Genomic DNA, 20399 nt, shown 5'->3' with positions numbered 1-20399 from the left:
GTCAAACCCTCCCCATCGCAAAGCCTTTTGCGATGTAGTTGCGGACGAACCAGATCACGATGGCGCCCGGAATGATTGTAAGTGTACCGGCTGCCGCCAGAAGGCCCAGCTCGTAGCCGGCGCTGGACGCGGTCTTGGTCATGGTGGCGGCGATGGGTTTTGCGGCCACCGCCGTGAGGGTCTTGGCCAGCAGCAGCTCGACCCAAGAGAACATGAAGCAGAAGAAGGCCGCGACACCGACCCCCGCCTTGATCGCTGGGATGAAGATCACCACGAAGAACCGCGGGAAGGAGTAGCCATCCACGTAAGCCGTCTCATCCAGTTCTTTAGGGACGCCGCCCATGAAGCCTTCGAGGATCCAGACCGCCAGCGGGATATTGAACAGGCAGTGCGCCAGGGCGACGGCGAGGTGCGTGTCGAACAGCCCGACAGCGGAATAGAGCTGGAAGAAGGGCAGGGCGAAAACCGCCGCAGGCGCCATCCGGTTGGTCAAGAGCCAGAAGAACAGCTGCTTGTCGCCCAGAAAGCGGTAGCGGCTGAAGGCATAGGCGGCGGGCAGGGCCACCGCGACCGAGATCACCGTGTTGATCGACACATAAAGGATCGAGTTGATATAGCCCCAGTACCAGGTCGGATCGGTGAAGATCGTCCGGTAATTCTCCAGCGTGAAGGTCTGGGGAAACAGGGAGAACCCCGCGAGGATCTCATTGGTTGTCTTAAAGCTCATCGCCACCAGCCAGTAGATCGGCAGCATGAGAAACAGGATATAGACGATGGGAACGATGGATCTTTTCTGCACGTTTCCCTCCCTTAGTTCAGGTCATCCTTGGTCATCAGCGTGTAAAACAGCCAGCTGACGAGCAGGGTGATGGCAAAATAGATGAGCGACATGGCGGCGGCGGGACCAAGGTCGAACTGACCAAGCGCGATTTTCACAAGGTCGATTGACAGAAGCGTGGTGGAGTTGCCGGGGCCGCCTCCGGTCAGGACGAAGGGCTCGGTGTAGATGTTGAAACTGTCCATGAACCGCAGAAGGATCGCGATGGTCAGAACGGTCTTCATCTTGGGCAGCTGGATGAAGCGGAACACCGCCCAGTTGGAGGCCCCATCGATCTTGGCCGCCTGGTAATAGGCGTCGGGGATCGACACGAGGCCCGCATAGCTGAGCAGTACCACAAGCGAGGTCCAGTGCCAGACATCCATGGTGACGATGGTGACCCAGGCTGCAACAGGATCCTGTGTCATGTCGTAGTTGATACCCAGGACATGGTTCAGCGCATACCCAAGAAGGCCGATATCGGGCAGGGTGAAGATGTTCCACATGGCGCCGACCACGTTCCAGGGGATCAGCATCGGCAGCGCCATCAGCACAAGGCAGACCGGCACCCAGAATCCCTTGCGTGGCATCGACAGGGCAATGGCGATGCCCAGCGGCACCTCGATCACCAGGATCAGGAAGGTGAACAGGAACTGGCGGCCAAGCGCGTCATGGAACCGCTCCGAGCGCAGGATCTGCTGGAACCAGTCCAGCCCCTGCCAGAAGAAGACGTTGTCGCCGAATGTCTCCTGCACCGAATAGTTGACCACCGTCATCATCGGGATCAGCGCGTTGAAGGCGACAAGCGCCAGCACCGGCAGGACGAACAGCCAGGCTTTCTGGTTTTCGGTCTTCATGCCGCGGCCTCCTCTGGGGTGGTGGCGAGCCAGCCATCGACATAAAGCCGGGTCTGGTCGCGTCGGAACTCAAGATGAACGGAGGCGCCTTTTTCCGGTGCGCCCCCTTCGATGATGGCGTTGATGCGTTCACCGCCTGCCGTGCATTCCACAACCGTGTGGCGGCCGACGTCAGAGACCTTGGTCACCGTTGCGGGCAGGCCGCTGGTGGCAAGAGAAACGAATTCGGGGCGGATGCCGATCTCTGTCTTGCCTTGCGGGGTGCCTTGTATCGGGCCTTCCAGGGCAATCGCCTGATCGGCAAAACGCGCCTGTCCCTCCACCAGGGAGCAGGGCAGGATGTTCATTCCTGGCGAGCCGATGAAGTGACCGACGAAGGTATGCGCGGGGCGTTCGAACAGCTCTACGGGCGTGCCGACCTGCACGACTTCGCCCAGCTGCATCACCACCACCTGATCGGCAAAGGTCAGCGCCTCTGTCTGGTCGTGGGTGACGTAGATCATCGTTGCCTTCACGCGCTGGTGCAGCTCTTTCAGCTTGGAACGCAGCTTCCATTTCAGATGCGGGTCGATCACCGTTAGCGGCTCGTCGAACATCACCACATTGACGTCCTCACGCACCAATCCGCGCCCCATCGAGATCTTCTGTTTCGTGTCTGGGCTGAGGCCCGCGGCGCGGGTGTTCAGCATCTCGGTCAGCTCCAGCATCTCGGCAATGGCGGTGACGCGGGTCCTGACCGTGGCTTCGTCCCTGCCGCGATTGCGCAGGGGGAAGGCCAGGTTGTCGTAGACCGTCATGGTGTCGTAGATCACCGGGAACTGGAACACCTGCGCGATGTTGCGCTGATCGGGCGGCAGGGTGGTGACGTCACGATCATCGAACAGGATCTTGCCGTCCGAGGGCACCAGAAGCCCGGAGATGATGTTGAGCAGGGTGGATTTGCCGCAACCCGACGGTCCCAAGAGCGCGTAGGCGCCGCCGTCGGACCAATCAAGGTCGATCTCCTTCAGCGCGTAATCGGACTCAGGGCCCGGGTTCGGCAGATAGCTATGACGCAGCTTTGAAAGTGTAATCTTGGCCATGTTTCGCCTCACGCCACGCGGGAGCCGTCGGGGGCAAAGACATAGGCCGCCGAAGGATCCATATAGAAATCATGCATTTCGCCAACCTCATAGGGGTGAACACCCGCCGAAAGGCTGACCCAGCTGTCGTTTGAGCCGGGCAGTCCCAGGTCGAAATGCGCGCTGCTTTCAGAGCCTGAGAGCTCGGTCACCTGGACGCGGCCCGCGATGCGCACCGCGGGGCCTGCGCCTGCGAAGGGTAGCACGTGGTGGGGGCGGATTGCGATGGTGTAGGTCCCATCGCGCAGATCCGCAGCCGCACCATCCAGCAGCCAGGACACATCCCGCGTCAGCCGCGCCGTGTTGCCCTCTTTCTGGATCTCGGCGGTGTTGATGGGCGGGTCCGAGAATACGCGGGCCGCCTCCACATTGGCCGGATTGCGGTAGATATCTGCCGTTGCGCCGAACTGGGTCACGCGCCCATCGCGCATCAGCGCCGTCTTGCCGCCCAGCAGAAGCGCCTCTTCCGGTTCCGAGGTGGCATAGACCACGACCGCGCCGCGCCCGGCAAACAGGTCGGGCAGTTGGTCACGCAGCTCTTCGCGCAACTTGTAGTCGAGGTTGGCCAGGGGTTCGTCGAGGAAGACCGCACGGCTTTCCTTGGCGATGGCGCGAGCCAGGGCGCAGCGCTGCTGTTGCCCGCCCGACAGTTCATGCGGGCGGCGGTGCAGCATGGGGCGCAGCTGCAGGATATCGGCAGCCTCTTCCACGCGGCCCTCAATCTCGGACTTCGCCATGCCTGCAACCTTCAGCGGGGAGGCAATATTGTCGAAGACCGTCATGTGCGGGTAGTTGATGAAAAACTGGTGCACCAGGCTGATGTTGCGTTTCTGCGTGCTGAGGCGGGTCACGTCCTGCCCGTCCATCCAGACAGAGCCGCTGGCCATCGGATCCAGCCCGGCCATCAACTTGATGAGCGAGGTCTTTCCCGACCCGGTGGCGCCCAGAAGGACGTTGAAGTGACCGCTGTCCAGCACCAGGGAAGTCTCCTTGATGTGCTCGACCGCGCCGACGCGCTTGGTCACGTTTTTGAGTTCAAGTGCCATCTTGATAAGGCTTTCCGGCATTGTGGGCCGCAGACCACCAGATGCGGTGAGGTCGGCAGCATCCCCTGCACGACGGCAAGGGGGAGGTGTCGTATGTTGGGATAAAGACCCCGGAGCATCGCGGGGGAGGCTCCGGGGCGGGGTGCCGGGTCCGGCACGCGGTGTCGCGTTCAAGACCCGGCGGGGAGAGGCGCCTTACTGCTTGGCCCAGCGGGCGACCAGCGCGTCATAGTTGACGGTCTGGCCCATGGGCTTTTCGTTCTCCAGCTTCGGCTTGGCACCGCCGTTGGCGAACCACCACTCGGCGGGCTTTTCCTCGTTCAGACGCGGGCCGCAGCCGCCGTAGATGTTCGCTTGCTCATCCGCACGCTGCATCCGGGCCATGGTGATATCCATCTCCTCGGCCAGGCGATCCATGGCTTCCTGCGGGGTGAAGGCGCCGGAGTTCACGTCACCGATCTGCTGCCACCAGATCTGGGCGAGCTTCGGATAATCCGGCACGTTCACGCCGGTGGGCGACCAGGCCACGCGGTCGGGCGAGCGGTAGAATTCCACCAGGCCACCCAGTTTCGGCGCACGCTCGGTAAAGCTTGCGTGGTTGACAGAACTGTCGCGGATGAAGGTCAGACCAACGTGCGACTTCTTCACGTCCACGGTCTTGGAGACCACGAACTGCGCATAGAGCCATGCAGCCTGTGCGCGGTCCAGCGGCGTGGACTTGAGGAAGGTCCAGGAGCCAACGTCCTGATAACCGACCTTCTGGCCTTCTTCCCAATAGGGGCCATGCGGCGAGGGGGCCATGCGCCACAGCGGCGTACCGCTGTCATCCACGGTGTTGTTGCCTTCGGACTTGGGCTTCACCATGTCGGCGGTAAAGGCGGTGTACCAGAAGATCTGCTGGGCCACGTTGCCTTGCGCCAGCGCGGGCAGGGACTGGTAGAAGTCATAAGACGCCGCACCCGGAGGCGCATAGTTGCGCAGCCATTCATCCCACTTGCGGATCGCATAGACCGCAGCAGGACCGTTGGCCGCACCGCCCCGGGTGACGCTTGCGCCCTGCGGGTTACAGGTGCCCGCTTCCATGCGGATGCCCCATTCGTCGATCGGGATCCCGTTCGGTTCCCCCCTGGAGCCGGCACCGGCCATCGACAACCAGGCATCGGTCATCCGCCAGCCAAGGTCGGGTGCGCGTTTGCCGTAGTCCATGTGGCCGTAGATATCGACGCCATCGATGTTCTTCACGTCTTCGGAAAAGAACTCGGCGATGTCCTCATAGGCGGACCAGTTGACCGGAACCCCCAGGTCGTAACCGTATTTCGCCTTGAAGGCGGCCTGCAGGTCTTCGCGGTCGAACCAGTCCTTGCGGAACCAGTAGAGGTTGGCGAACTGCTGATCGGGCAGCTGGTAGAGGTCGCCGTCCGGGCCGGTGGTGAACTGGGTGCCCATGAAGTCATCCAGGTCCAGGCCGGGGTTGGTGACGCCCGCAAAATCGCCTGCCATCATGTCCGTCAGGTTGTAGGCCAGTTGCAGACGCGAATGGGTGCCGATCAGGTCGGAATCATTGACATAGGCGTCATAGAGGTTCCGCTTGGTTTGCATCTGGGTCTGAACCGCCTGCACCACCTCGCCTTCGCCAAGGATCTGGTGATTGACCTTGATCCCGGTGATCTCCTCGAACGCCTTGGTCAGCACTTCGGATTCATAGCTGTGCGTGGGAATGCCCTCGGACAGCACGTTGATCTCCATGCCCTTGTAAGGCTCAGCCGCCTGAATGAACCACTGCATCTCTGACAGTTGCTCGTCCTTGCTGAGCGCCGAGGGTTGGAATTCTTCATCGATCCACTTCTTGGCAGCGGCCTCATCGGCATAGGCTGCCTGTCCCGCAACCACGGCGCAAACCGCTGCTGCGGACAAAAGATACTTGCGCATCTTTCTCCTCCCTAAAGTCGTTATGGTCAGCTGTGCGTTAAATGCACCTGACTGCATCAGAGGTTTCACAGGGCGCGGCATTTTGTCAAACTAAAAAATTAGTAATTATGTAAGTACATGACATAATTGTGATTATTCTTGATTTTGGTGTCGCGTTTTTATGCCGCGTTTGCATCATCCCTGTGCCGCATCGCGGCAAGTCGCGCCTCCAATGTCTCTGCCACCCGGGGCGGTGCGTGGAGGTTTTTTTTTCGTCGCGGGTCGCTGTCTTTGCCGCTATGGAGTGGACCATGACAGATACAGAGACATTCGAGATCTTCCTGACCGTGGCGCCTGGGCTGGAGCAGATGCTGCTGGCAGAGGTGCGCGACTTGCAATTCGCCGATCCCAAGGCGGTGCCCGGCGGCGTCATCGTGACCGGTGGTTGGACGGATGTCTGGCGCGCCAACCTGTGCTTGCGCGGCGCGGCGCGGGTGCTGGCGCGGATCGGTGAATTCCGGGCTTTTCACCTGGCGCAGCTGGACAAGCGCGCCCGCAAATTCCCCTGGTCCGATGTCCTGCGTGCCGATGTGCCCGTGCGGGTCGAGGTGGCAACCAACAAGAAATCCAAGATCTACCATGCAGGGGCCGCCGCCCAGCGGATCGAGCGCGCTCTGGCCGAGGAGCTGGGTGTCACCATCGTGCCCCCCAACGCGACTGAGGCGCAAAGCAGCGCCAGCGTGACCCTGAAATGCCGGATCGAGGACAATCTCTGTGTCTTCAGCGTCGACACCTCGGGCGAGGGGCTGCACAAGCGGGGCCACAAGTCGGCCGTCGGCAAGGCGCCGATGCGCGAAACCCTGGCGGCCTTGTTCCTGCGGCAGTGCGGTTTTGACGGGTCTGAAACCGTGGTGGACCCCATGTGCGGTTCGGGCACCTTCGTGATCGAAGCGGCCGAGATGGCGCTGGGGCTGATGCCGGGGCGCAGTCGCAGCTTTGCCTTTGAACAATTGGCCACATTCGACGCCAAAGCCTGGGAGGAGATGCGCGCTGCAAGCTCCACGGGGCAAACCGAAGTGACCTTTTACGGATCTGACCGGAATGCGGGCGCGGTAGAGATGGCCACGGCAAATGCCGCGCGCGCCGGTGTCGAGGGCTGCACAGCCTATTCGCAACAGGCGGTCAGCGATCTGCAACCGCCCGAGGGCGCGCCGGGACTGGTGATCGTCAATCCGCCCTATGGGGCGCGGATCGGCAACAAGAAGCTGTTGTTTGCGCTTTATGGCGCTCTAGGGAAGACCTTGAAGGAGCGGTTCTCGGGCTGGCGTGTCGGCATCGCGACCAGCGACGCGGCCCTGGCAAAGGCGACAGAGCTGCCGTTTCTGCCCAATGGGGCGCCGGTCGCCCATGGCGGGCTGAAGATCCGGCTCTACCGCACCGATCCTCTGCCCTGAGGGCGGGCGCGTGATACTGGCCCGCGCCTGCTTTTGATCGTGGTAAAGGGGGTGGGATTGTTGCAATCATGGCTGAGACGCCATCCTGACCCAATGGCTCAGGGGACAATAATATTGGAGCCTCGCCATGAGCACATTCGACGAAGACCTGTTTCTTAAAGGGCTTGAACAGCGCCGCGCCACGCTGGGCGCCGAATATGTGGATGCAAACCTCGCCGCTGCCGATGAGTTCACGCGCCCCTTTCAGGAGGCGATGACCGCCTGGTGCTGGGGATTTGGCTGGGGGGACGATGTGATCGACGCCAAGACACGGTCGATGATGAACCTGTCGATGATCGGTGCGCTGGGCAAGATGCATGAATGGGAGGTGCACTGCAAAGGTGCGCTGACCAATGGCGTGAACCAGGAGGAGCTGCGCGCCATCATTCATGTGATCGGCATCTACTGCGGCGTACCCCAGGCCCTGGAGTGTTTCCGTGTGGCCCGTAAAGTCCTGGCAGAGGCCGGGGCGGCAGAATGAAGCGGATGCCCTGTCCCGTGATCTTGGGGTGCTCAGGATTGTCTTGGCTTGGCCGCGGCCTTAGGCAGCTTAGCCTTGTGCTGCCCGTTTGCCTGCTGATGGGGGGCGGGCCCGTGTGGGCCCAGGATCGCGCGGCTGTCGAGCGCCAGTTTCAAACCTGGCTGAACCGGGACATTTGGCCCGAGGCCCAGAGGGCAGGGGTCTCGCCGCGCACCTTTGAGGCGGCCTTTGATGGGGTGCAGCTGAACTGGAAGCTGCCGGATCTTGTGCCCCCCGGCAGCGCGCCCAAGCCACCGAAGAAACAACGACAGGCCGAATTCGGAAGCCCGGGGAAATACTTCAACCGTGGGTCGGTCGATGGGGCGACCTCGGTCGGAAAGCAGATGGCGCGCCGCCACAAATCTGTGTTGGACCGGGTCGCGCGGCAAACCGGGGTGCCGTGGCGGATCATCCTGGCGATCTGGGGCCGCGAAAGCGCCTATGGCCGCGTCGCCATTCCCCATGATGCCTTTGAGGTTCTGGGCACCAAGGCCTTCATGAGCACGCGTGCCGGTTATTTCCGAGAGGAGCTGATCGCAGCGCTGCAGATCGCCGAGGCGGGGCACGCCCCGGCGCGCGCCATGAAAAGCAGCTGGGCCGGGGCGCTGGGGCAGCCGCAGTTCATGCCATCGAACTACCTGAAATATGCCCGTGACGACGATGGCGACGGCCATGCCGATATCTGGTCGTCCGAGGCGGATACCATCGCCTCGATCGGGGCCTACCTGCAGCGCCACGGCTGGCAGACGGGTCGGGATTGGGGGTTCGAAGTGCATGTGCCCGATGCGGTCTCCTGCACCCTGGAAGGCCCCGATCAGGGGCGCTCGATTGCCGAATGGGCCGAACTGGGGATCACCCGCGTCTCTGGCCGCCCCTTCCCCAAGCATGAACTGCAAGGGGAGGGGTATCTCCTGTTTCCTGCCGGGCGCCACGGACCTGCCTTTGTGATGACGCCGAATTTCTACGTTTTGAAAGACTACAACATGAGCGATCTCTACGCCCTGTTCGTGGGCCATGTGGGGGACCGCATCCAGTTCGGAGTGGGTGACTTCTCTGCATCCTGGGGCGCGGTTGGCGGGCTGCTGCGCTCGGATGTGGCCGCCATGCAGCGGGTGCTGGAGAGCCAAGGCCATGATGTTGGCGGCGCCGATGGGCTGGCCGGTTTCAAGACGCGCCGCTCCATCGGGCGTTGGCAAGAGGCCAGAGGAGACGCCGCGACCTGTTTTCCCGATCCGACGATCAAGGCGGCTCTTGTTCGGTAGTCACCTGTCTTTGGCGAGAATCCCGGGTCCATCTAACGCACGATGTCGCCACGAGAATTTCTGAGGTGTGCGATTTTTTTTGTGGAAAACCCGATCCAGCCGATTTTCCCGCTTGACCGCACCCGCGCCATTCCTTAAATCGCCTCCACACAGCGAGTGGCGGAGTAGCTCAGCTGGTTAGAGCAGCGGAATCATAATCCGCGTGTCGGGGGTTCAAGTCCCTCCTCCGCTACCAAATCTCCCTAAGAAGAATGACTTGAGCCTATATGGGAAGACCGCTTGGGAGCGGTGTGCGTCGTTCTGCTTGTTCGATGCCATGAGTTCACGCTGGGCGGTGCTCGCTCCGGTGGCGGATGTACCCCGCCGATGCGTTCGGCGAAGTTGGGGGCTCCTTGTCCAAGCTCAGGATGCGACCTGGCCTGGCTCAACCGTTGATGCCAAAGATTCGGTCGCAGCCCTTACCGGACAAGATCTGGACCTGTACTGACCACGAACCGAAGCATGTTCCCAAAGGGCCTCATCCAAGAACCGCAGAACGGCAGTCTGAACGACTGCCCCAGAATACCCCGTGGGCGGGATCAGCTCTCTTAGGTAATAACTCTTGACGACTGCGGACCTGTTACTCAAGTCCTGAGCCTAACGATCTGAGGCGCGCTCCAGTTGTGCCTTTGGCATCATCATGTGTACGCCCTTCTCACGATTGACCGTCTGGGTAATACGCAGATCGCCAGCCAGACTGCACAGCATATAGGCTTCCTCCCGGCTGATGCCGAGACGAGCGCATGCCACTTTGATCATTTGGCGAAGGGCTATTTCAGTGCAGACATCCAAGGAAGGATGCATCCCCATGGTGATGTAGTGCGTAGGTGTCTCGGCCTGGGGGTAATCCAAAGCGATGTCCCGGCGCAGGGTCAGCCGAAAACGGCCCTGCAAGGCGGTTTCGATAGCCGTAATGCAGACCTCACCATCGCCTTGGGCCGCGTGACCGTCGCCGCAAGAGAACAGCGCGCCCTCTGTGTAGACCGGCAGATACAGGGTGCTGCCCGCCGTCAGTTCCTTGTTGTCGATGTTGCCGCCGTGGCTGCGGGGCTCGATTGTGGAAATACGCCCCCACTTCGGTGGCGGTGCAACGCCCATAACGCCGAAGAAAGGGTTGAGCGGTAACTCCTTGCCCCAAGGCAGATGTGCGACCTGACGGTTGGCATCGAGCGGCAGAATGGTCTTTACGCGGTTTGGAAACTCCAGCGGGAGGGTTCCCGCTAGGGGGCGGATCATGTTGTAGCCCCAATCCTGCCGCAGCTGAATATCTAGGACATCAACCTGAAGCACATCGCCGGGCATCGCTCCATCTACGGCCACAGGGCCGGTCAGAATATGCCCTGGCATTCCCGGCAGCCCGGCGGCGTGGATGTCGAGCAGCTCGCTCGGCACGTGAAAACTGCCACCCGGTAGCATGTCCGGTCCGCCAGAGACCGTATTAATCACGACTTCCGCGCCACTGTTTATCGTCATGGCGGGCGGGTATTGTGCGTCGAAGAACCCCCAGTGGCAGGTGTCCGGGGAGGCGTTGAGTTCATGAACCATATCTGGGTCGTCCTTCCTGACTCTGTTCGAGGCGCAAGTTACTTGCCGTTATCGAGATCGATCAGCTCAGTTTCCCAGCTGCTGTCGGATGGGTCCATTTCATCGCGTAGCGCATCGAAGCGCGTTGTCAGGTGGTCCCGCATAGCCGTGCGTGCGAGGTCGGGGTCACCCGCCGCAATCGCTTCGATAATGGTGATGTGTTCGCAGTTGGACACTTCCAGCGACGGTTCGCTTCGGGCCCTGGCCCGGATCCGGATCCAGTCGGGATTTTCACGGATCTTGTCCAGCAGCGCAAAGGCTGTCAGCAAGGGACGGTTGCGGGCGCATTGCGCGATCAGGCGGTGAAACGCGCCATCCCAAAGTTCTATCGCTTCGGGGCCGTTCGATTCAAACTGGCGCTGCGCAAGCCTGCGCAATCGGGCAAGCTCATCCGGGCGCATCCGGCGCGCGCAGAGGGCGGTGAGTTCGGGTTCGATGCACAAACGCGCCTCCATCACCTGAAGCGCATTCGTTTCTCTGGCGATCTTGGCCGCCAGGTCTGCCGTCGGGTCTGCGGGCTGCCCCGCAAATGTGCCTTTGCCCTGTTTGCGCCAGACAAGCCCCTGCTCTTCAAGGCTGTCGAGGGCCAGGCGAACGGACCTGCGGCTGACATCGAAGTTTTCGGAGAGAACCCGCTCGGTCGGCAGTTTTCCATCAGCGGGAAGGCTGCCTGATTTGATCAGCTCAAGAACCTTCTTTTTGATGGGTTCGATGGATGCGGAACGAAATGAAGACGACATGTTTGGGTTATTACTCGTGAGGGACCTGTTATCACGCGCAAAAACGCCATAAGTGTGGATGCCGCGCGCCATGAGGGATACGCGCTGCAGGCACTACTTGTCTACCGCCAGAGATCGGCTGGCTCGCCCTTCCGCGATGCGTTTTGCCTCGGTGGCTGCGATGTCAGCATCTATTCCCTCGCGCGTGGGATGCCCGGAGAAATTGGCGCGTCCGGGCATGCCTTTGGCAAAATGCACATAGCGTTCCTGCGCGACTTCCCAAAGACGGGCCAACTCTTCCAGGGGGGTGCTGTGGTCGTCAGTACGGATGTCCAGCCAAGCGTGATCTTCGCCCCGGTGAATGACCAGACCCGCCGCCTGGCGGCCGCGTTTGTCTCCTCCGGCGGCCTCGCCAGCTTGCATGGCGGTGATGAGCCGCGCGGCAAAGGGCAGGGTGGCGGACTTCTCATAGGCCTCGGAGGTGGCTTCGATCACCTGCGGCCCTGTCAACATGTTTCCTGCCACGGAGTGATCCGCGGCCATCAGATGACCAGCCCAGTCCACGCAGTCGCGGCCTGTGTGCGCAGCAAAACGACCTTGCGCATCCATCATATGGGCCTGACGAATGGCTTGCCCCTGGTCGCGGGCTGCAAAATCCGCAATCACATCTTCGGCGTTTTCACCGGCCGTCAAGCGCGCGCGCCCTTCGGTGCCCCAAACAGGGTTGCAGAAGGCCTGGGACGCGACCGCCGCAGTTCGGCTGACATAGGGAACGGCCGCACCGCAGGCAAAGAAACGGGAGGCTACGATGACACCAATCGCTCCATCCTCGGGGTTCCGGGCAATTAGGGACCAGGTCATCGGCCCACCGCGTAGGCTTGCATCAGGCGGGGGGGCGCCGCAGCCCGCAGCATCCCATCAGGACTTGGCAGTTCTGAGGACTGAGCGGGCAAAGCGCAAAGGGGCATCGCCAAACCGGGCGGTGGCATGGGCCGCGAGCCAGGAGGCCAGGCTTCTGAGCGGCTCTTCGACCAAGGGGCGGCGCGATTGGCTGAAAGCGCGGGCCATAGGCCACGTCCATGTCGACCATCTTGTCAAAGCCGATATCGGCACGTCCCGAAACCTGCCATAGCCCGGTGATGCCGGGGCGGGCCTTCAGGCGTTCGATTGCGGCTGCCGGATAGGCGGCAACTTCGGACGGAAGTGCAGGGCGCGGCCCTACGAGGGACATGTCCCCGATCAACACGTTGAAGATCTGCGGCAGCTCGTCGATGGAAAAACGGCGCAAGATGCGACCCAAGCGGGTCACGCGAGGATCTTCGTGTGACTTGAAGCAGATGCCCTGCCGATCCGATATCGCGCGCAGGGCCTCAAGCCTTGCTTCAGCGTCGATGTGCATGGTTCTGAACTTGAGGATCGTAAACGGGATGCCGTTCTGCCCGATGCGCGTTTGCCGGAACAGGATCGGCCCCTTGCTGTCGAGGCGGACACAGGCCGCCGCCACCGCAAAGAACGGCGCGAGCATCAGAATGAGGATGCTGCTGAGAACGATATCTATCGCTCGCTTGGACTCGAACCTTGAACGCGCCGATTGCATGGCGTGGTGCACTGCGCGGGTCAGGAAAGCGAGGTTTCCGACAAGGTATCGTTTGGCGAGGCGGCGCGGGTCTGCGCCGCCTTTCGGCGCTGTCATGAATTTGTTTTTCGACCAACAGTCAGGTGCAAGCGGTACCTTGTCTTCCGGCTGAAACGCGCTGCTTGAGACAGCCCTGTCGTGCGGTTGGGCGAATTTGAGATACGGATAGCTGTTGCAAGAGTAGGGCGAAAACGGGGCTGCTCCTGTTCCTGAGTTCTGCAGCGCCGTTCCAGAAGACGGTCCCACTATTGGCTTTAGGGGCCATGGCTGGTGGGTTTAGTACGTGACCTGTCCGGTAGCTGCGACGAAGATGTTATGCCGGATACGGCGCGCCGCGTTCTGTCCAACCTGCCGGAAGGGTCTTATTCTTCCCTGCTCCGCCGACAGTACCAGCTGGCAATCAACTGGCACGAGTTCGCCACCCCAGCCCTTTCCCATTGAGGCGACGCCACTGGCGATTGGAGGTCTTCCAAAGCGCATCCGGCGCCGGAGATGAAGCGGTGTTCGGGCGGCTGTCACGTCAGAGATCGAGTTCGAGCATGTCGGTGCCCCTGGCCGGAACGGAGCAACAAATCAGTGTCTCGCCTGTCTGTGGGGTGATGGATGGAAGGGTTTTGTATGTGACGCTTCCTCCTTTCAGTCGGGTGCTGCACATGCCGCAGGTACCTGTGCGGCAACTAAAGTCCGGTGTCAGGCCGTGGCTTTCGGCCAGCTCCAGCAAAGATCCGTCCTCTGGCTGCCATGGCATCTCGAACCCGGATTTGGCAAAGCGCACGACCGCCTGCTCCGCCGGAGGTGCCGCAGCCGGGGGCGCGGAGGACGCATCCTTGCGGACCAGCGATGCGGGTCCAAAAGCCTCAGCAAAGATACGTCTGTCCGGGACACCCAGCGCCAGCAGGTTGTCATAGATCGACTGCATGAACCCGTCCGGCCCGCAGAGGTAGAACTCATAGTCGTCCAGCGGCAGGGCCTGGCGCAGGATGTCCACGTCGATGCGGCCCGTGTTCGGGACCGGTCCGGTCGCAGCGCCCTGATCCGGTGCTTGTGAAATCAGGGGCAGGTAGCGGATCTGCCCGCCTGAGGATTGCGCCAGATTATCAAGCTCCCGTGCGAAGGCCTGAACTTCCAAGCTGCGGGCGGAGTGCAGCAGCGTGACAGGGCGACGATGTCGGGTGCGCAGGCCTTCGCGCACGGCGTGGCGGGCCATTGCCACCATCGGTGTGATCCCGACGCCGCCGGCGATCAGGACGGCAGGGCGTTTGCCCTTGGCATCCATCGTGAACCCGCCACGCGGCGCCTTTGCCTCCAGCCGGTCTCCGATTGCAGTTCCCTCGTGCAAATGGCGAGAGACGCGGCCCCGCTCTTCCTTCTTCACGGAGATCCGGTAATGCGGCTCTCCGGGCGCGGAGGAAACAGTGTAGGTGCGGACCAATGGGTTCCCCTCGCCGGGCGGCGTCACCCGCAGGGGCAGGAATTGCCCGGCCGCAAACGGCAAAAGCGGCAGATCATCCGCCGGTTCGAGATAGAAGGACCGGATGACCGAGCTTTCGTCTTCGATGCGGGCAACCCTGAAGCTGCGCCAGGCGTCGCGCAGGTTTTCCGCCTGTTCGCGCGCCTGTGCCTCGGCCCAGGTGTCGGTCATCAGCGTATTCGGTGAAAAGGCCCCCCGTTCGGCGCGGAAGGGCAGCGCATTCTCGATCCATTGACCTTGCCGGAAGGTAAAGCGCCAGCCGCGTTCCGCGCCCTGGAAGGATGCGACGACCGGATCCTCCGCCTCCAGCAGTTTCACGGTTCCGGTCAGTTGTAACAGGGTGCCGGTCTCGAAATCCGGGAACAGGAGCCCCGCGCGCGGGTTCAGCAGGAAATTACCCAGCGTGTTGTAGTGGTTGTTGCCCGGAAACTCCGGGATCGTCAGCGTGTTACCGTCGACATGAATAAACCCGGGTCGACCGCCGCGATGGGATACGTCCACTCCCTCTCTGTCCGGGTTGTCTCCTGTCGGAATGTGGCTGGACACAAAGAAGGTGTCGGCTGCCTCGATCATCGCGCGGGCACGGCCATGCAGGTTGTGGACCGGTTCCGTCTGTTGCGGCAGTCGGGCCGCTGCTGTGAATTCGCGCAGCTGGATATACTGCGGGCAATTTCCAAAGGACTGATCCACGCGCAGGGTGAACCCTTCCATGGAAAGCGATACAATACGGCCATTGACCCGGTTCCGGCGGCGGCTGTGCAACTCGATCCCAAGGAGGCCAAGCGGGGCATCAGCCCGCAGCGCGGCATGGACGGGGTCGCTGCCGCCATCGGACAGGGCGATCCTCAGATGCTCGGGATCCGGGGAGCCGATGAAGCCGGGCTCACCAGTCAGCAACGTGGCCCAGGGCCAGCCTTCGGCATCAACGGCGCCAGCCGCGATGAAGGGGAGCTGGGCATAAAACTCGCGATGCTGTTCCGGCATGAAAGGGCGGATAACCCGGCGACCGAAGGCTTCCATCGCCGCACGTTTTCCTGTGCGGCGCTGCATTTCCTGTTCGCCTTCGTGGAACGGTGAAGACACGTCTGTGGCAAAAGAAGACATCGGATCCTCCGGGGTATCTGTTTGTTGTGACTAGGGCTGTGTCCGCTGGATCAGGCCGCGAGGCCGACTGCAGTGGCTGGCATCGGCTTGAAGCCTTTCAGAGCCTCGATATTGGTCAGCAGGCGGCGCAGGTTCGGATAGGGCTCCAGCGAAATGCCGCCCTCGGGCGCATGGGCCGTATAGGAGTAAATGGCGACATCCGCGATGGTGGGCGCATCCCCGACGAGGAATTCGCGGTCCGCCATATGCGCGTCCAGTTTCGCGAAGACCTTTGCCGCTGTTGCCTTGCAGAACTCCGCATCCAGCGGCGCGTTGAAGACATTGATCAGGCGCGCTGCGGCCGGGCCGAAGGCGATCTCTCCGGCGGCGAGTGTCAGGAACATCTGAACTTCAGCTTCCAGGACCGGATCCGTCGGCAGATAGGCAGGCGCATATTTGCGGGCCAGGTAAACAAGGATCGCGTTGGAGTCCGCAATCACGGTGCTGCCATCCTGGATCACCGGAACCTGGCCGGCAGGGTTCAGGGACAGGAAGGGTTCCGCCTTGTGGGCGCCTGCAGCGAGATCGACGGTGATCACCTCATGGGCAATCCCTGCGAGGCTGGCGAAAAGCTCCACCCGGTGCGAATGGCCGGACAGGGGGAAGCCGTGAATGCGGATCGATTGGGTCATGGTATGGGTCCTTTGATTGGTGCTGTCTGGTGTAGACACCGAGGATATAGACCGCCCCCTGAGTGGAGATAATTGACTAATTTCGGGAATTACTATGTACAATTTGTAGATTATTGATTTCCCAACGGAGGCCCCATTGGACACATTGGATTGCATGCGCGCCTTTGCAGCTGTTGCGGCGCAGCGCTCTTTCACTGGTGGAGCGCAACAGATTGGCATCAGCACAAAGCTGGCCAGCAAATACATCGCCCGTCTGGAAGAGCACCTTGGCGCACAGCTCTTGCATCGCACCACGCGCAGAGTCGCGTTGACAGACATCGGGCGCGCCTATCTGGAGCGATGCGTCCCCCTCTTGGATCAGTTCGAGGAGCTGGGAGACCTCGTGCAGCAAAAGCAGACCGAGCTTGCCGGTCCGATCCGCATCACCGCCCCGACCGGTTTTGGCAGCCGCGAGCTGGTCGAGGCGCTGCAACCGTTTCACGCGGCACACCCCAAGGTTCAGGTGGAACTCCTTTTGTCCGATCATCACGTCCCGCTCCTGGAAGAGGGGATCGATCTCGCTGTGCGTTTTGGCCAACTCAGAGATTCTTCTCTGGTTGCCAGGAAGCTCTGCAACATGCGGCTGGTCGTTATCGCGTCACCTGACTACCTGGCAAGGCACGGGGAGCCGGCGGAGCCCGAAGCACTCGCGACGCATAACTGCCTTCTGCAAATGACTGCGGCCCAACCGGAATTCTGGACGTTCTCCCAAGTGGGACGCAAAAAAAACGTCAGTGTCAGTGGTAGCTTCCGCGCAAATTCACCGCGTGCGATTGTGCATATGGCCGTGGGCGGGCTGGGTATCGGTCGCTGCCCCCATTACGCCGCGCGTCCCTTTCTGGAAGCCGGAGAGTTGACGGTTCTGTTCGAGAAACAGGAGCCGACACCCCTGCCGCTCTATGCCGTCTACCCGCCCAACCGTCACCTGACCGCGCGCATTCGGGCGTTGATCGATCATCTGGCCGTGGTTTTTGGAGATGCCGCAGGCCGCTGAAACATCAGACCGTCCAATAGCCTGCTCAAGGTGGATGTGTCGCGATCTGATACCGCGCCTTTGGCCCCATTCACCTCAGCAAAGGAGATAATGCCAGCATTGGACTTGGGCGAAAAGGCTCCGTCGCAATGCTGTGTTTGAAATCCCGTTCTGCTTGGCCGACTTCGGCAGACCCGGCAGAAAGTGCCAAAGAGTATAGTTTAATTATCTTCCTGTGGTGATTGCACGAGGCCGTATAGCAGCAGCGCTTCTGTTAGTGTTTCCTTAATGATTTTCGCGGCATGGAGATACCCTGAACTTCTGTTCATTTCCTGTGTACGAGGTCATCGTGTTTTTCAAGAATAAGAACGCAGAAAAACTGCAAGAGTTGAAGGAAAATCAAGGGCTTCTGGATGTCATAGAGCGCACCCAGGCCGTCATTGAATTCCAGCCCGACGGTACAATTCTCAAAGCGAACAAGAACTTCCTGGGCGCGCTCGGTTATCGCCTGGAGGAGATCGTCGGACAGCATCACTCGATGTTCGTTGCGTCCGACTATGCAAAAACTCCGGAGTACAAAACCTTCTGGGCCAACCTGGCCGAAGGCAAGTTTTTCACCGACCAGTTTCCAAGAGTTGCCAAGGATGGCTCCACGATCTGGATCCAGGCGACATATGCGCCGGTGTTCGATGACGACGGCAAGACCACAAGCGTCATCAAGATTGCGACCGACATCACCGATCGGCGAAGGGGTGTAGACAATATCGCCAAGGGGCTTTCGGCTCTGAGCAAAGGCGATTTGTGTCACCGTGTCCCGGACGCGACCCTGCCGGATTTGCACGTATTGGTGGAGGCATTCAATTCGGCAATCGACAAGCTCGATGGTGTTGTATCGACCGTGAAGTCGGTCGCTTCCACGGTTGTCGGAACCTCGCGGGAGATCAACCAGTCGTCGGGTGAGTTGTCCAGCCGGACGGAAACGCAAGCTGCGACCCTAGAGCAAACCGCCGCCGCGATCGAGGAGCTGACCGCCACTGTGCGCTCGGCTGCGGACTCGGCGCGGGAAGTCGAACGGATCGTCAATGAGGCGGAGGCTGCTGCAAAAGACAGCAGCAAGGTCGTGGAGAGTGCCATCAATGCGATGGATCAGATCGAAAAGTCGTCGGAAAACATTTCCAAGATCATTTCGGTCATTGATGACATATCCTTCCAAACCAATCTGCTTGCCCTGAACGCAGGTGTCGAAGCCGCCCGGGCAGGCGATGCGGGTCGCGGTTTCGCGGTCGTCGCCTCCGAAGTTCGGACATTGGCGCAACGCTCGTCCGACGCGGCATCCGAAATCAAGGGGCTGATCAACGAAAGCTCGTCTCATGTTGCCAAAGGGGTCAACCTTGTCGGGCGTGCAGGGGAAGAGCTGCAAAACATCATCAAGGGTGTTGCCAACATTACGAACCATGTTCGGCACATCGCCCAGGGGGCAGAGGAGCAATCGACGGCCCTGTCCGAAATCAACACCGGCATAGGCCAGCTTGACCAGGTCACCCAGCACAATGCGGCCATGGTTGAAGAAACAACGGCAGCCAGTCAAACGCTGGAGAATGATGCACAGACACTCTCGCACCAGGTCTCCATCTTCAGCACAAGCGATATCATGGGAGAGAACATCGTGAAGATGAAGCCGTCCGGTTCTCCACGTTCATTCGCCGGTCATCAGAACAAAATGACCGGGACCAGGGGCGCTCGGCCCGCGTCGGGCTGGGACGATTTTTAGCCACCAGTCCGGTATTCTCTGCCAATGGGCCGACAGTGGTCTGGCTGTAGCGTGCAACATCCTTTGTGCCGGGTGCCGCCGGGCTATAAACCGGCGGCACCTGGCAGTTCCGAGTTCAACGCGGTTTGAATGGAATCTGCTGGCGATCAGGCACCATGTCTGATCTTGGCGCTGCCTTGGGTGTCGCACTGGGTGTTCCCGGTCAAACCTGCTTCCGCAAGGCCCGGAAACGCTCTGACATCCTCAGATCCACCCGGGTGATTGCACTTTCAAAACGCAGGTGACGCGAAGCCTGGTTCTGTGACTGGAAGGATTGGACACGGCGCTGGGGCCGGGATAGTTTGCTATTGGAAAATCCGATATCCGGGGACTATCTCGTGGCATTTACGATACGACAGCTGCAGTATTTTGTCGCTGTGGCGGAATATGGGTCGGTAAGTCGCGCCGCGCACTCCCTGGCGATTTCACAATCGGCCGTGACAGAAGCGGTGAAATTCCTGGAAGGCGACCTGGGTGTAAAGCTTTTCGAACGCCATGCCCGCGGGTTGAACATCACCCACAAGGGACATCAGTTCCTGCGCCATGCCACCTCTATCCTGTCCGAAGTGTCCGCCGCCCGCCGCGCGTTGACGGTACGGGATCAGGTGATCTCGGGCTCCTTGCACCTAGGGGTGACCTCCCTGATGGCGGGCTATGTCCTGTCCGATCTTCTGGCCAAGTTCCGCCGCGCCAATCCGCAGGTCGAGGTCACCGCGATCGAGGACAACGGCGAATACCTGGAGCACCTGCTGATCGGCGGTGAACTGGACGCAGCAGTCATGGTCATTTCAAACCTGCATGACAAACTGGCGCTTCAGGTCGAGATTCTCGACGTTTCGCCCTATCGGCTTTGGCTGCCCATCGGGCACCGGCTGCTCAGGCAGGACAGTATCGAGGTCGACGATCTGAGCGGCGAACAGCTGATCATGCTGGATATCGATGAGATGGGAGAAGCCGCGGTGAAGCTGCTTTCGGCCCTGGGTAAGAAGCCGAAGATCGCCTTTCGCACCCGTTCGGTCGAGGCGGTCCGCAGCCTAGTCGCAACGGGGGCGGGAATCGCCCTGCTGCCGGATCTGGTCTATCGTCCCTGGTCGCTGGAAGGCGATCGGATCGAGGCGCGCGATGTGTCGGGTGCCCTGCCTGCCGTTCAGGTCGGCATGGCCTGGCGCAAAGGGTCCCCGCTGAGTGCAGCGACCAAGGATTTCATCGCGATTGCTCAAGGACATCAATAGCTTGTTGCCTTGCCGTGATGAGGTATCGGAAAAACTGATTTCGCGTTTCTGATTATTGAATTTGCGAATTCAGAATCTTGCGATCATGCTTCCCGCA

At 60.9% G+C, this 20399-nt stretch carries 17 protein-coding genes and 1 tRNA gene; 7 read left to right on the top strand and 11 right to left on the bottom strand.

The window, feature by feature from the left end; genetic code table 11:
• Nucleotide 1: 1 nt before the first annotated feature.
• From PXK07_RS05205 to PXK07_RS05185, 5 genes are all read right to left on the bottom strand, one after another.
• Nucleotides 2-799, bottom strand: a complete 798-nt coding sequence (locus tag PXK07_RS05205; RefSeq protein WP_274847138.1) for a carbohydrate ABC transporter permease — start codon at nt 797-799, stop codon at nt 2-4.
• Nucleotides 800-810: 11 nt separating this feature from the next.
• Nucleotides 811-1674: a carbohydrate ABC transporter permease gene (locus PXK07_RS05200; RefSeq protein ID WP_274847137.1), complete on the bottom strand. Its 864-nt coding sequence runs from the start codon at nt 1672-1674 to the stop codon at nt 811-813.
• A complete protein-coding gene (locus PXK07_RS05195; RefSeq protein ID WP_274847136.1) occupies nt 1671-2756 on the bottom strand; it encodes an ABC transporter ATP-binding protein in 1086 nt (361 codons plus the stop codon). The genes PXK07_RS05200 and PXK07_RS05195 overlap by 4 nt, the downstream gene beginning before the upstream one ends.
• A gap of 8 nt (nt 2757-2764) precedes the next feature.
• Complete coding sequence (locus tag PXK07_RS05190; RefSeq protein ID WP_274847135.1) at nt 2765-3841, bottom strand: ABC transporter ATP-binding protein; 1077 nt, start codon at nt 3839-3841, stop codon at nt 2765-2767.
• 195 nt (nt 3842-4036) lie between these two features.
• Nucleotides 4037-5770, bottom strand: coding sequence for an ABC transporter substrate-binding protein (locus tag PXK07_RS05185; RefSeq protein ID WP_274847134.1), 1734 nt, complete (start codon nt 5768-5770; stop codon nt 4037-4039).
• A gap of 290 nt (nt 5771-6060) precedes the next feature.
• Between PXK07_RS05185 and PXK07_RS05180 the strand changes: the two genes are divergently transcribed.
• The 4 genes from PXK07_RS05180 (at nt 6061) to PXK07_RS05165 (ending at nt 9259) form a co-directional block, all read left to right on the top strand.
• Entirely contained in the window at nt 6061-7203 is a 1143-nt protein-coding gene (locus PXK07_RS05180; RefSeq protein ID WP_274847133.1) for a THUMP domain-containing class I SAM-dependent RNA methyltransferase, read from the top strand.
• Nucleotides 7204-7330: 127 nt separating this feature from the next.
• Nucleotides 7331-7723 (top strand): carboxymuconolactone decarboxylase family protein, encoded by a 393-nt coding sequence (locus PXK07_RS05175; RefSeq protein ID WP_274847132.1) that lies wholly within the window; start codon nt 7331-7333, stop codon nt 7721-7723.
• A 98-nt stretch (nt 7724-7821) separates the two neighbouring features.
• A complete protein-coding gene (locus PXK07_RS05170) occupies nt 7822-9024 on the top strand; it encodes a lytic murein transglycosylase (RefSeq protein ID WP_274847321.1) in 1203 nt (400 codons plus the stop codon).
• Nucleotides 9025-9182: 158 nt separating this feature from the next.
• Nucleotides 9183-9259, top strand: a tRNA-Met gene (locus PXK07_RS05165).
• Between the two features lie 401 nt (nt 9260-9660).
• Here the strand turns inward: PXK07_RS05165 and PXK07_RS05160 are convergent.
• The 6 genes from PXK07_RS05160 to PXK07_RS05135 all read right to left on the bottom strand — a co-directional run bounded on the left by PXK07_RS05160 (nt 9661) and on the right by PXK07_RS05135 (nt 16248).
• Nucleotides 9661-10608 (bottom strand): acetamidase/formamidase family protein, encoded by a 948-nt coding sequence (locus tag PXK07_RS05160; RefSeq protein ID WP_274847131.1) that lies wholly within the window; start codon nt 10606-10608, stop codon nt 9661-9663.
• Between the two features lie 38 nt (nt 10609-10646).
• Nucleotides 10647-11459 carry a FadR/GntR family transcriptional regulator gene (locus tag PXK07_RS05155; RefSeq protein WP_274847130.1) on the bottom strand — a complete coding sequence of 271 codons (813 nt, stop codon included), beginning with the start codon at nt 11457-11459 and terminating at the stop codon, nt 10647-10649.
• A 21-nt stretch (nt 11460-11480) separates the two neighbouring features.
• Nucleotides 11481-12227 carry a DUF1028 domain-containing protein gene (locus PXK07_RS05150; RefSeq protein WP_274847129.1) on the bottom strand — a complete coding sequence of 249 codons (747 nt, stop codon included), beginning with the start codon at nt 12225-12227 and terminating at the stop codon, nt 11481-11483.
• A 22-nt stretch (nt 12228-12249) separates the two neighbouring features.
• Nucleotides 12250-13059: a sugar transferase gene (locus PXK07_RS05145; RefSeq protein WP_342456559.1), complete on the bottom strand. Its 810-nt coding sequence runs from the start codon at nt 13057-13059 to the stop codon at nt 12250-12252.
• A 463-nt stretch (nt 13060-13522) separates the two neighbouring features.
• A complete protein-coding gene (locus PXK07_RS05140) occupies nt 13523-15577 on the bottom strand; it encodes an FAD-binding oxidoreductase (RefSeq protein ID WP_274847128.1) in 2055 nt (684 codons plus the stop codon).
• Between the two features lie 50 nt (nt 15578-15627).
• Nucleotides 15628-16248, bottom strand: a complete 621-nt coding sequence (locus tag PXK07_RS05135; RefSeq protein ID WP_274847127.1) for a glutathione S-transferase family protein — start codon at nt 16246-16248, stop codon at nt 15628-15630.
• 154 nt (nt 16249-16402) lie between these two features.
• Between PXK07_RS05135 and PXK07_RS05130 the strand changes: the two genes are divergently transcribed.
• The 3 genes from PXK07_RS05130 (at nt 16403) to PXK07_RS05120 (ending at nt 20302) form a co-directional block, all read left to right on the top strand.
• Nucleotides 16403-17281: a LysR family transcriptional regulator gene (locus PXK07_RS05130; RefSeq protein WP_274847126.1), complete on the top strand. Its 879-nt coding sequence runs from the start codon at nt 16403-16405 to the stop codon at nt 17279-17281.
• A gap of 328 nt (nt 17282-17609) precedes the next feature.
• Nucleotides 17610-19031 (top strand): methyl-accepting chemotaxis protein, encoded by a 1422-nt coding sequence (locus tag PXK07_RS05125; RefSeq protein WP_274847125.1) that lies wholly within the window; start codon nt 17610-17612, stop codon nt 19029-19031.
• Between the two features lie 377 nt (nt 19032-19408).
• Entirely contained in the window at nt 19409-20302 is an 894-nt protein-coding gene (locus PXK07_RS05120; RefSeq protein ID WP_274847124.1) for a LysR family transcriptional regulator, read from the top strand.
• Nucleotides 20303-20399: the final 97 nt, after the last annotated feature.

Origin of the sequence: Phaeobacter sp. QD34_24 (assembly GCF_028890115.1) — a bacterium.
In the GTDB taxonomy this organism is placed as follows: domain Bacteria; phylum Pseudomonadota; class Alphaproteobacteria; order Rhodobacterales; family Rhodobacteraceae; genus Phycobacter.
Note: the sequence above shows the minus strand (reverse complement) of the source record. Positions and strands in the feature narration are given on the sequence as shown.

What these genes read in the sequence shown, in the direction of transcription:
- PXK07_RS05200 (WP_274847137.1), bottom strand. Translation starts at nt 1,674, where the DNA reads ATGAAGACCGAAAACCAGAAAGCCTGGCTGTTCGTCCTGCCGGTGCTG.
- PXK07_RS05195 (WP_274847136.1), bottom strand. Translation starts at nt 2,756, where the DNA reads ATGGCCAAGATTACACTTTCAAAGCTGCGTCATAGCTATCTGCCGAAC.
- PXK07_RS05190 (WP_274847135.1), bottom strand. Translation starts at nt 3,841, where the DNA reads ATGGCACTTGAACTCAAAAACGTGACCAAGCGCGTCGGCGCGGTCGAG.
- PXK07_RS05185 (WP_274847134.1), bottom strand. Translation starts at nt 5,770, where the DNA reads ATGCGCAAGTATCTTTTGTCCGCAGCAGCGGTTTGCGCCGTGGTTGCG.
- PXK07_RS05180 (WP_274847133.1), top strand. Translation starts at nt 6,061, where the DNA reads ATGACAGATACAGAGACATTCGAGATCTTCCTGACCGTGGCGCCTGGG.
- PXK07_RS05175 (WP_274847132.1), top strand. Translation starts at nt 7,331, where the DNA reads ATGAGCACATTCGACGAAGACCTGTTTCTTAAAGGGCTTGAACAGCGC.
- PXK07_RS05170 (WP_274847321.1), top strand. Translation starts at nt 7,822, where the DNA reads ATGGGGGGCGGGCCCGTGTGGGCCCAGGATCGCGCGGCTGTCGAGCGC.
- PXK07_RS05160 (WP_274847131.1), bottom strand. Translation starts at nt 10,608, where the DNA reads ATGGTTCATGAACTCAACGCCTCCCCGGACACCTGCCACTGGGGGTTC.
- PXK07_RS05155 (WP_274847130.1), bottom strand. Translation starts at nt 11,459, where the DNA reads ATGGCGCGCGGCATCCACACTTATGGCGTTTTTGCGCGTGATAACAGG.
- PXK07_RS05150 (WP_274847129.1), bottom strand. Translation starts at nt 12,227, where the DNA reads ATGACCTGGTCCCTAATTGCCCGGAACCCCGAGGATGGAGCGATTGGT.
- PXK07_RS05145 (WP_342456559.1), bottom strand. Translation starts at nt 13,059, where the DNA reads ATGACAGCGCCGAAAGGCGGCGCAGACCCGCGCCGCCTCGCCAAACGA.
- PXK07_RS05140 (WP_274847128.1), bottom strand. Translation starts at nt 15,577, where the DNA reads ATGTCTTCTTTTGCCACAGACGTGTCTTCACCGTTCCACGAAGGCGAA.
- PXK07_RS05135 (WP_274847127.1), bottom strand. Translation starts at nt 16,248, where the DNA reads ATGACCCAATCGATCCGCATTCACGGCTTCCCCCTGTCCGGCCATTCG.
- PXK07_RS05130 (WP_274847126.1), top strand. Translation starts at nt 16,403, where the DNA reads ATGCGCGCCTTTGCAGCTGTTGCGGCGCAGCGCTCTTTCACTGGTGGA.